The 11747-nt window shown below is 37.2% G+C and carries 8 protein-coding genes; all 8 read left to right on the top strand.

What is annotated here, in order from left to right:
• The coding region (locus ACHRV5_RS03755) for a hypothetical protein (RefSeq protein ID WP_395425831.1) at positions 1-1046 on the top strand (1046 nt) is incomplete at its 5' end.
• Positions 1047-1176: 130 nt separating this feature from the next.
• Positions 1177-4455 carry a hypothetical protein gene (locus ACHRV5_RS03750; protein ID WP_395425830.1) on the top strand — a complete coding sequence of 1093 codons (3279 nt, stop codon included), beginning with the start codon at positions 1177-1179 and terminating at the stop codon, positions 4453-4455.
• 755 nt (positions 4456-5210) lie between these two features.
• Complete coding sequence (locus ACHRV5_RS03745; protein WP_395425829.1) at positions 5211-6071, top strand: helix-turn-helix domain-containing protein; 861 nt, start codon at positions 5211-5213, stop codon at positions 6069-6071.
• Positions 6072-8553: 2482 nt separating this feature from the next.
• Positions 8554-9504 (top strand): polysaccharide deacetylase family protein, encoded by a 951-nt coding sequence (locus tag ACHRV5_RS03740; protein ID WP_395425828.1) that lies wholly within the window; start codon positions 8554-8556, stop codon positions 9502-9504.
• A 10-nt stretch (positions 9505-9514) separates the two neighbouring features.
• The gene (locus tag ACHRV5_RS03735; RefSeq protein WP_395425827.1) at positions 9515-9886 is read left to right on the top strand and encodes a VOC family protein; all 372 of its coding nucleotides are present in this window, start codon (positions 9515-9517) and stop codon (positions 9884-9886) included.
• 43 nt (positions 9887-9929) lie between these two features.
• On the top strand, positions 9930-10943 hold the full coding sequence (locus tag ACHRV5_RS03730; protein ID WP_395425826.1) for a zinc-binding alcohol dehydrogenase family protein: 1014 nt from the start codon (positions 9930-9932) through the stop codon (positions 10941-10943).
• 47 nt (positions 10944-10990) lie between these two features.
• The gene (locus ACHRV5_RS03725) at positions 10991-11395 is read left to right on the top strand and encodes a hypothetical protein (RefSeq protein WP_395425825.1); all 405 of its coding nucleotides are present in this window, start codon (positions 10991-10993) and stop codon (positions 11393-11395) included.
• Positions 11379-11726: a hypothetical protein gene (locus tag ACHRV5_RS03720; protein ID WP_395425824.1), complete on the top strand. Its 348-nt coding sequence runs from the start codon at positions 11379-11381 to the stop codon at positions 11724-11726. The genes ACHRV5_RS03725 and ACHRV5_RS03720 overlap by 17 nt, the downstream gene beginning before the upstream one ends.
• Positions 11727-11747 lie beyond the last annotated feature (21 nt).

Raw genomic sequence — 11747 nt, 5'->3', positions numbered from 1 at the left:
CAACAGAATCGAAAGCGGGTAAAGTTCAGTTGGCTAATGCTGCAGAAACTAAAGCTGGAACATTAGAAACAAAAGCAGTTCATCCAAAAGGTTTGAAAGAAGCATTAGATCTAAAAGCACCTATAGCGGATCCAAAATTTACAGGAGACGCAAAAGCAGAGACAGCAGCAGCAGCCGATAATGATACTTCTATAGCCACAACAGCTTTTGTAAGTACAGCAGTGAGTAATGCGACACCCGACGCAACAACTTTAGTAAAAGGAAAGATTCAATTAGCGGGCGATTTATTAGGTTCAGCGGATTCTCCTAGTGTTGTTGCTTCAACAGAATCGAAAGCGGGTAAAGTTCAGTTGGCTAATGCTGCAGAAACTAAAGCTGGAACATTAGAAACAAAAGCAGTTCATCCAAAAGGTTTGAAAGAAGCATTAGATCTAAAAGCACCTATAGCAGACCCAACATTTACAGGAGATGCAAAAGCAGTGACAGCAGCAGCAGCTGATAATGACGCTTCTATAGCCACAACAGCTTTTGTAAGTACAGCAGTGAGTAATGCGACACCCGATGCAACAACTTTAGTAAAAGGAAAGATTCAATTAGCGGGTGATTTATTGGGTACAGCAGATTTGCCAAGTGTTGTTGCTTCAACAGAATCAAAAGCGGGTAAAGTTCAATTGGCTACAGAAGCAGAAACCACCACAGGAACAGACAAGACAAAAGCAGTGCACCCAAAAGGTTTGAAAGTAGAATTAGATAAAAAAGCGAACGTTATTGTAGTTAAAACGGCATTAAATAATAGTTATACATCCAGCGCAGATGAAGTTATATATGCTGGTGGAAATGTGACAATGACATTGCCAGATGTTGCACTTAACAAAAACAAAACGCTTAAAATTTGCAAAACAGGTGAGGGTACTTTAACCTTTAGTGCCGCAGTTTACTATTTTGATGATATGCGCGTACTGAAATCATTTACAACAATAAATTATTCTAAAGTAATAACTCTAATTTCAGATGGATCAAATTGGACTGTGGCAGGTTGGAATTAGTACTGTCATAATTTAAAATAACTCGAATTAAATTGGGCTAACAAATGAAATATAAAAATAATTTTAGATTATTAATAGGTAAAACAGATCAGTATCCTAAATCATTTTAGTCAATAAAAAATAATTTATTATGAATAAAAATATTCTTAAAGTTGGAAGTATATTATTGCTTGCCTTGGCTACGGAGTCTGTGAGCAGTCAGGTAGTCCAAAAGATTGGAGATAATCCTTTTGCATTGAGTCCAAGCGCTGTTTTGGAATTAGAATCAACATCAAAGGGTTTTTTAGCTCCACGAATGACAACGATTCAGCGAGATGCTATTGTTTCGCGTGCCGTTGGTTTGATTATTTATAATATTACAACAAATACGTTGGAAGTATGGAATGGAACAGCTTGGTACAGTACTTCGGCCAGTGGTCAATACATACCGCTTTCCGGAGCTACCATGACAGGATTGTTGACCTTATCAGCAGATCCGACTGCGGATTTAGGTGCAGCTACTAAACAATATGTCGATACGAAAGCACCTATAGCAGACCCAACATTTACAGGAGATGCAAAAGCAGTAACAGCAGCAGCAGCTGATAATGACACTTCTATAGCCACAACAGCTTTTGTAAGTACAGCAGTGAGTAATGCGACGCCCGACGCAACAACTTTAGTAAAAGGAAAGATTCAATTAGCGGGTGATTTATTAGGTACAGCGGATTCTCCTAGTGTTGTTGCTTCAACAGAATCGAAAGCGGGTAAAGTTCAGTTGGCTAATGAAGCAGAAACCACTACGGGAACATTAGCTTCAAAAGCAGTACACCCAAAAGGTTTGAAAGTAGAATTAGATAAAAAACTAAATCTTTTGGGTGGCACTATGACCGGAGATTTGGATATGGGAAAAAAGAATATTAACAACATATCTAATCTTGTTCTTAAGGATAATTTCCCTACTATTAAGACATATGTTTCTTTATATAAAGACAGTGGATATTTTCACATTTATAATTCTAGGAAGGACACAGATTTCATGCGTATTTATGAATTAACTGGAACTACAGAAGTAACGTCATTATTAATTGCTGGTGGCACAGACAATCTTGCACCATTAAAGGGTCAGGTTGCAACTGCAGAAGATACAGATGGTCATGTAGTTTGGAGGACTCCAGAGACAACACCCGATGCAACCACTACAGTAAAAGGAAAGATTCAATTGGCGGGAGATTTATCCGGTTCAGCGGCTTCCCCTACTGTTGTTGCTTCAACAGAATCGAAAGCGGGTAAAGTTCAGTTGGCTAACGAAACAGAAACCACTGAAGGAACATTAGATTCAAAAGCAGTACACCCAAAAGGTTTGAAAGTAGAATTAGATAAAAAAGCACCTATAGCTGCCCCAACATTTACAGGTGATGCTAAAGCAGTGACAGCAGCAGCTGCTGATAATGATACTTCTATAGCCACAACAGCTTTTGTAAGTACAGCAGTGAGTAATGCGACACCCGATGCAACAACTTTAGTAAAAGGAAAGATTCAATTAGCGGGTGATTTATTAGGTTCAGCGGATTCTCCTAGTGTTGTTGCTTCAACAGAATCAAAAGCGGGTAAAGTTCAGCTGGCTAGTGAAGCAGAAACTACTGCGGGAACATTAGCTTCAAAAGCAGTACACCCAAAAGGTTTGAAAGTAGAATTAGATAAAAAACTAAATCTTTTGGGAGGCACTATGACCGGAGATTTGAGTATGGGATTAAAAAATATTAGTAATGTAGGTACCCTTTACTTCGAAGATCCTTCAGAATCCCTTCCTAGAGGTTTTTTTAGCTTAAGCTATAATTCAAATAATTTTAAGATTTACAATCAACAAAGTAAAGAAAATAATTTTTCTATAAACGCTACTACTGGCAAAACCACATTAAGCAGATTAACCATTTCATATGGTTCAGATAATCTTACTGCCCCAGTAGCAGGCCAGATTGCAACTGCAAAGAATGCAGATGGTGATGTCGTTTGGAGGGACGCACCTTCGTTAGGTGGAAAACTAGATCTTTCGGGAGGTACTATGACTGGAGATTTGAATATGGGAAATCATGATATTACTAATGCAAACGTGATTACAGCAAATAATCAGATCGGGATGAAAGATAGAACTACGACTAATACCAATATTTTTTATTTTTATAAAAATAATGGGAAATTGAATATTTGGAGTCAAACCGTCGGTGATGCTTTTTCTATTGATGATGCAACAGGTAAAACCACATTAACCTCATTAGCCATTGGCAAAGGTACAGATGGTGTTGCCCCATTAATAGGTCAGGTTGCAACTGCAGCAGATGCAAATGGTAATATCGTTTGGAAATCCGCAACAGCTAATGTCGCTGATGCAACAGAAACAGTATTGGGTAAAGTTCAATTGGCTACGGCTGCAGAAACTAAAGCTGGAACATTAGCTACAAAAGCAGTTCATCCAAAAGGTTTGAAAGAAGCATTAGATCTAAAAGCAACTATAGCGGACCCAACATTTACAGGTGATGCTAAAGCAGAAACAGCGGCAGCTGGCGATAATGACACTTCTATAGCCACAACAGCTTTTGTAAGTACAGCGGTGAGTAATGCTACACCCGATGCAACAACTTTAGTAAAAGGAAAGATTCAATTAGCGGGTGATTTATTAGGTTCAGCGGATTCTCCTAGTGTTGTTGCTTCAACAGAATCAAAAGCGGGTAAAGTTCAGTTGGCCACAGAAGCAGAAACTACTACAGGAACAGACAAGACAAAAGCAGTACATCCTGCAGGTTTGAAAGTAGAATTAGATAAAAAAGCCCCCATAGATACCCCAACATTTATAGGTGATGCAAAAGCAGTGACAGCAGCAGCAGCTGATAATGACACTTCTATAGCCACAACAGCTTTTGTAAGTACAGCGGTGAGTAATGCTACACCCGATGCAACAACTTTAGTAAAAGGAAAGATTCAATTAGCGGGTGATTTATTAGGTTCAGCGGATTCTCCTAGTGTTGTTGCTTCAACAGAATCAAAAGCGGGTAAAGTTCAGTTGGCTAATGCGGCAGAAACGACAACTGGAACAGAAACGACAAAGGCGGTTCATCCGGCAGGTCTTAAAGTAGAGTTAGATAAAAAAGCAAATCTTCTTGCTGCGTTGAGAAAAGTAAGTGCCAATTACACCGTTGTCAGTACAGATGAATTTGTGGTGTGTACCGGAAATATGACCTTGACATTACCTGCTGTTACGACTACTAATCAAGGTAAAAAGTTAACAATTAAGAAAAGTGATCAAGGGACAACTTTAACATTTAGTGCCGCAGTTACATATGATGGTGGTATTTTTACAACATTGAACTATCCTAAAGCAGTAACCGTAATAGCTGATGGATCTACTTGGGCAGTGGTGAGCTGGAATTAGTACACACTTAATTTAAAAGCAGTTATTTGGATGTTATTTTTAGAAACGTAATTATAATCTAAATACCTCTAAAAGGAAAAAGAGAACTCTAATTTGAACCAGGACTGTATATTGATGTTTGTGATTTATTTGATATAAGGTTTATACAAGACATTTTGAAAATTAGAGTGATAAGCGATTGTTGAATAGAAGTAATTCTTTTCTCAATCGCTTGTTTGTTTTCACTATTTACTTTACACGGCAATTGGAAAAAAAATTAAAGAAACCTGTAGTGCATTGAGGTAATATAGTTTTTTAAATTATTTGATAGGTTATTTTTAAATAGTCCTTGGTTTTAAACAACAGATTTAAAAGGGTATTGCTTCAAGTTTTAGCCAAATGTCATTAAGTTAAGTTATTTTTTCAGACAGATTCTGCGGATTTTTTTATTTCAATCCGCTAAAATTTGCTTGAGATTTTTTTGTCAATCCTAATGATGTTGGGCTTTAGCCAAAAATGGTACTATTAAGGTTTAGGACAAAACCGACGGTTATTCAAATCCGAATTTTTATTTGCAATGGAAAGGACAAATAGCAGCAATGATAAAGGGATTTGGAATAAAAAAGTCTAATGATTTGCTGCAATTTGAATAATTTTATCAGCTGGTGTTATAAATGTCTATGGGCCAGAGAAGTATATGGAATAAAGATTTTTGCTAAGACAAGGAAGTTGTTGTAAAAATTCATTCTACTTTTGTAAATAATTATTGTATCCATATGAAGCGTTTTAACAGTTATTATTCTTTAAATGTGTTCCGACTTGAATTAGATCGATGGGAATTTCCTACTCATAAACATAATTTTTATGAATTGATTTTTGTTGAAAAAGGAAGTGGTTATCATATAGTCAATGAGGTATCTTTTAGTTTTAAAGAAGGAGATGTTTTTTTGCTTCGACCCGAAGATGGACATTATTTCACGATCACGGAACAGACACATTTTATATTTGTAAAATTCACGGAGCAACTTTTTGTTGAAAAACTAGAAGGCGGAAAAACAGCAAAGTGGATGGAAGTTATTAAAACGTTGCTGCAAAATGTATCAGCTGTTTCCGGCAGTTTGGTAAATGAGGTTCAGGACAAAAAACATTTGGGTTACTTACTCCAGATTTTGTTAGTTGAATTCACAAAAACATGCACTTACAGTCGTGAAGTGGTAGTAGAACTTTTTGGGGCAATACTGATGATAGTGGCAAGAAGTCATGCAACATCACAATATGGGGAACAATGCCCCGAGAATATAGAATTGGACAGAGTAAATCAAATTTTGGGGTATATGAGATTGTATGCACTTGATATAGAAAAAATGCGTATCGAAAATATAGCCTCTAATTTTGCAATGTCTCCAAACTATATCAGTATTTATATAAAGAAACATAGCGGCGTTTCAATTCAGCAACATATTATACAAACGAAACTCAAGTTGGCAGATCAATTGCTAAAAAACAGTCGGCTTAATATCAATGAAATAGCCTCTAAATTAGGCTTTACAGATGCCAGCCACTTCAATAAAATATATAAAAAGTACAGAGGCATAAGCCCCGGAATTGCCTATAAAAACTCAGGATCGTCTTCTTAGAAGAAAAAGGTTAAAAAAGTGCTCTAGATAGTTCCCCACAACATTTTGTTATTTCGAGCGAAGTCGAGAAATCACACCAGAAACTCCGCACAGTTTGTCATCCTGAGGAGGCGTAATCAAGCAAGAAAATCCATACAGTTTGTCATCCTGAGGAACGAAGGATCTACGTTTGTTGAATCCATACTGTTGAACTTCACTTTACGGAATTACTTGTGAAGATACTTCGTTCCTCAGTATGACAAAATTGTGGAAAATAGAAGCGGAGCAGCTTGTGTGATTTCTCGACTTCGCTCGAAATGACAGAATTGTGATGACCTAAAAAACAGTAAGTAATACCATGAAACCTGAAACTCCATACAGTTTGTCATCCTGAGGAACGAAGGATCTACGTTTACTGAATCCATACTGCTGAAATTCACTTTACGGAATTACTAGTGAAGATACTTCGTTCCTCAGTATGACAAAATTGCGGATAATAGAAACGGATCGGCTTGTGTGATTTCTCATTCTTCGAAATGACAGAATTGTGATGATCCCAAAAACAGTAAGTAATAGTCCGAAACTTGAAACCTGAATACTGAAACTCGAAAAGGGTAAAACATACAGTGTAGTTTGTCATTTCGAAGAATGAGAAATCACACAAGAAACTCCACACAGTTTGTCATGCTGAGGAGGCGTAATCAAGCAAGATACTCCATACAGTTTGTCATACTGAGGAACGAAGGATCTACGTTTGCTGAATCCATACCGCTGAACTTCACTTTACGGAATTACTCGTGAAGATACTTCGTTCCTCAGTATGACAAAATTGCGGATAATAGAAACGGATCAGCGTGTGTGATTTCTCGACTTCGCTCGAAATGACAGAATTGTGATGATCCCAAAAACAGTAAGTAATAGTCCGAAACTTGAAACTCGAAAAGGGTAAAACATACGGTGTAGTTTGTCATTTCGAAGAATGAGAAATCACACAAGAAACTCCGCACAGTTTGTCATGCTGAGGAGGCGTAATCAAGCAAGAAACTCCATACAATTTGCCATCCTAAAGAACGAAGGATCTACGTTTGCTGAATCCATACTACTGAGCTTCACTTTACGGAATTACTTGTGAAGATACTTCGTTCCTCAGGATGACAAAATTGCGGAAGATAGAAATGGATCAGCGTGTGTGATTTCTCGACTTCGCTCGAAATGACAGAATTGTGGTGACCCCAAAAACAGTAAGTAATAGTCCGAAACTTGAAACCTGAATCCTGAAACCCGAAAAGGGTAAAACATAGGATGACAGAATTGTGGTGACCTTAAAACCAGTAAGTAATACTATGAAATCAGAAACTCCATACAGCTGAACTTCACTTTACGGAATTACTTGTGAAGATACTTCGTTCCTCAGTATGACAAAATTGCGGAAAATAGAAGCGGAGCAGCTTGTGTGATTTCTCGACTTCGCTCGAAATGACAGAATTGTGATGATCCCAAAACCAGTAAGTAATAGTCCGAAACTTGAAACCTGAATACTGAAACTCGAAAAAGGTAAAACATATGGTGTAGTTTGTCATTTCGAAGAATGAGAAATCACACAAGAAACTCCGCACAGTTTGTCATCATGAGGAGGCGTAATCAAGCAAGAAACTCCACACAGTTTGTCATCCTGAAGAGGCGTAATCAAGCAAGAAACTCCATACAGTTTGTCATCCTGAGGAACGAAGGATCTACGTTTGCTGAATCCATACCGCTGAACTTCATTTTACAGAATTACTTGTGAAGATACTTCGTTCCTCAGTATGACAAAATTGTGGATAATAGAAACGGATCAGCTTATGTGATTTCTCGACTTCGCTCGAAATGATAGAATTGTGGTGACCTCAAAAACAGTAAGTAATAGCCCGAAACTTGAAACCTGAATACTGAAACTCGAAAAGGGTAAAACATACGGTGTAGTTTGTCATTTCGAAGAATGAGAAATCACACAAGAAACTCCGTACAGTTTGTCATCCTGAGGAGGCGTAATCAAGCAAAAAACTCCATACAGTTTGTCATCCTGAGGAACGAAGGATCTACGTTTGCTGAATCCATATTGTTGAGCTTCACTTTACGGAATTACTTGTGAAGATACTTCGTTCTTCAGTATGACAAAATTGCGGAAGATAGAAACGGATCAGCGTGTGTGATTTCTCGACTTCGCTCGAAATGACAGAATTGTGATGATCCCAAAAACAGTAGTAATACCATGAAACCAATAAGCAGTAATCTGAAACCAGTAAGCAGCAACCTGAAACTCGAAACTCGAAACTTGAAACCTGAAACCTGAAACTCATAACCAGTACCCAAATCGATAACATTACTTTCTAAAAGGATTCAAAAAGCCTTAAAGAAAACCACTTCACAATAGAATTGATTTTTACAAAACAACAATAGATTTATACCTTGATACCACCAAGAGACTTTGTAATTTTGATCTATTAATTAAAACAAATTAAAAATGAAAAAATATACAGCAATAGTTAGCTTGTTGATACTAATGATGTTATTGGTATCTTGTAAGAGGGCTAAGGATTCAACAGCGTTATCAAAAAGTCATTGGCCCAATGGTGCTCAGTTGGTGGTATCAGTATCTATGCAGTTTGAAACCGGAGGACAACCAGAAGGCGCAGAAAGTCCATTTTCGGGAAATCCGCTACCCAAAGGACAACCTGATTTAGCAGCAGGCAGCTGGTTTCGTTATGGAGCGAAAGAAGGGGTGTATCGCATGCTTGATTTATGGAAAAAATACGATATTAAGGTCACCTCACATGTAGTTGGACAGGCTGCCGTTAAATATCCGGAGGTAGCAAAAGCAATTGCTGATCAGGGTCATGAAATAGCAGCACACGGTATGACGTGGGACAATCAATGGAATAAGACCTACAACGAGGAATTAAAGTTTATTAAAGACGGAATTGATACCGTGGAAGCTATTACAGGAAAAAGAGGAGTGGGGTACAATAGTAACTGGTTAAGAAGAGGTCCTAATACATTAAAAGTACTTCAGGAGTTGGGTTTTTTATACCATATTGATGATTTGAGCCGTGATGAACCTTTTATCACAATGGTGAACGGGAAAAAATTTGTAGTGATTCCGTATACGCTTCGTAATAATGATATCGTAAATATTGAAGGCAAACATTGGAGTCCGGATCAATTTTTAAATCAGTTAAAATTAGAGTTTGATGAACTTTATAAAGAAGGCGCAACAAAACGAAGAATGATGTCGATTAGTTTTCATGATCGTATTGGAGGATCACCGGCAGTTGTCAATGCAATGGAGCAATTTATAAAGTATACCAGAACTAAAACAGGTGTTGTTTACATGCGTAAGGATGCTATTGCCAGATTGGTACAAAACGATCCGAATACTCCCATTGATAATTCGGAGGAAAAATACAACAATTAATTAGCGTAGTATGCAACTCGACCATGTAACGATAAGAACGGGTGACTTGGAAGCCACTAAATTATTTTTAATTGGTGTTTTTGATCTTGTTGAAAAAGAGCGCCCGAAAATGATACAGCACATACCCGGATTTTGGTTGTTTGATGGAAATGATCCCATTATACATGTGATAAAAAGTTTTGGAAATCATTTGGATCATACATCAGAAACAATTGATCATGTTGGTTTTAAATTAGAAAACTATACAGCATTTAAGAAAAAACTAGAAAGACTAAAAATTCCTTATTCCCTAATGGATATTGAGGAGCTAAACGAGAGACGCATTTTTTTCAGAACACCGACGGGAGTTCTCTTAGAAGGAGTCTTTAACGAATCGGTTTAGTAAAGCATTTTATTTATAACATTAATTTTAAAGTAGTAAAAATATGAAAGCAATAGGATTTAGAACGTCTTTCCCGGTAGATCATGAGGAAAGTTTTATTGAATTTGAAAGTCAAATACCGGAAGCGAAGGGAACGGATCTTTTGGTTAAAATACAGGCAATCTCGGTAAATCCGGTGGATTTTAAGATTCGACAAAGTGCAGCAAAAGATACTGTTTTGACGGATCCTAAAGTGATTGGCTGGGATGCCGTTGGTATTGTAGAAGCCATAGGAGAAAAGGTTTCGCTTTTTAAAGTGGGAGATGCTGTTTTTTATGCAGGAGATATTACGCGATCAGGTTCTAATGCGGAGTATCAATTGGTAGATGAAAACATTGTTGGATTTGCTCCAAAAACAACTACTATTTCGCAGGCAGCTGCAATGCCGTTAACATCTCTTACTGCCTGGGAAATTCTTTTTGATCGCATTCGGATTAGTCCCGAAAAAGATAAAGGCAAAAGTGTTTTAATCATTGGCGGTGCCGGTGGTGTCGGGTCTGTTGCGATTCAGTTGGCCAAAAAAATAGCAGGCCTTAAAGTAATTGCAACTGCTTCACGACCGGAGACTATTAATTGGTGCAAGAAAATGGGCGCTGATGTAGTGGTGAATCATTTTGATTTAGTGAAAGAGGTACGTGAGGCGGGTTTTGAGTATGTCGATTTTATTCTGGATTTCGTAGATACAAATATGTATTGGGATGTAATGGCTGAACTTATAAAACCGCAAGGGCACATTGCTTCTATTACGGGATCGAGTGAACCGGTTGCGCTAAATAAGCTGAAAAACAAGAGTGTGAGTTTTAGTTGGGAATTGATGTATACAAGATCCATGTTTCAAACTGCAGATAAGATTGAGCAACATCATATTCTGAATCGCATTGCTGATTTATTAGACGAAGGTGTGGTAGAATCTACATTAACTACAACGTTAAAAGGATTAACGGCCGAGAATTTAAAGGAGGCTCACAAGTTGCTCGAAAGCGGAAAAACGATTGGGAAAATTGTTATTGAATATTAAAAGAAACCAATATTGAAGTATTTGTAAACCTAATTTTTTTGAAGAATATGATAGCTACATTAATTAATCCGCCGGAGAATTGGAGTTTTTGGACAGCAGAGAAAATTTCGGAACTGGAAAATGCTACAGACAATTTTAAGGTTGGTGAACAGTTGGTTTTAGAGAATAATGAATTTAAGATCTGGACCATACATCTACCGGCAGGAGAAAGCATGCCATTTCATACGCATTCTAAACGCTATTTCTGGACGGCATTGTCAGCAGGCAAATCAATTTCATATTACAATGACGGTTCTGTTCTGGAAACACAATATGAAGTAAATGACGTAAAGTATTTTTCGGATTTGAGTGATGTTAATTTTTTCACCCATAATTTAGAGAATACCGGAAGCACAGAATTAATTTTTATGACTGTTGAATTTTTAAAGGAATTTGATGTTGAAAATATTTAGAATAACAAGTGGCCTCGCTGTGATTTGTTCACTACTACTTTGTTTGGTGTTTGTAATTGACCTTATTTTAGGGCGTTATGAATTTAGATTTGTGGTTATCAGTTTGGTTTTTATAGGAATATCGATACTGTTAGTTTGGTTTTGGAGTATTCTTAGACGAAAAATCACAATTGTTTATACGCTAAACAGAGATCTGAATATTGGTTTAGCGTACTGGACTTCCATTTTCGGATGTTTGATTTTAGTAGCGATTAGTTATTGTATAATTGGTTTGATCTGTTGTTATGGGCTTATAGACAGACTGCTTGGAGGGACAGCCCTTTTAGGATAAAATAAATAGAAATTTAAAAAA

This window comes from Flavobacterium sp. FlaQc-52 (assembly GCF_044007495.1).
Taxonomy (GTDB): domain Bacteria; phylum Bacteroidota; class Bacteroidia; order Flavobacteriales; family Flavobacteriaceae; genus Flavobacterium; species Flavobacterium cupriresistens.
The sequence above is the reverse complement of the archived record's forward strand: the minus strand, read 5'-3'. Positions and strand labels throughout refer to the sequence as shown.

Bases quoted from the DNA above. Each gene is read 5' to 3' on its own strand.
- ACHRV5_RS03750 (WP_395425830.1), top strand. From the start codon at position 1,177: ATGAATAAAAATATTCTTAAAGTTGGAAGTATATTATTGCTTGCCTTG.
- ACHRV5_RS03745 (WP_395425829.1), top strand. From the start codon at position 5,211: ATGAAGCGTTTTAACAGTTATTATTCTTTAAATGTGTTCCGACTTGAA.
- ACHRV5_RS03740 (WP_395425828.1), top strand. From the start codon at position 8,554: ATGAAAAAATATACAGCAATAGTTAGCTTGTTGATACTAATGATGTTA.
- ACHRV5_RS03735 (WP_395425827.1), top strand. From the start codon at position 9,515: ATGCAACTCGACCATGTAACGATAAGAACGGGTGACTTGGAAGCCACT.
- ACHRV5_RS03730 (WP_395425826.1), top strand. From the start codon at position 9,930: ATGAAAGCAATAGGATTTAGAACGTCTTTCCCGGTAGATCATGAGGAA.
- ACHRV5_RS03725 (WP_395425825.1), top strand. From the start codon at position 10,991: ATGATAGCTACATTAATTAATCCGCCGGAGAATTGGAGTTTTTGGACA.
- ACHRV5_RS03720 (WP_395425824.1), top strand. From the start codon at position 11,379: ATGTTGAAAATATTTAGAATAACAAGTGGCCTCGCTGTGATTTGTTCA.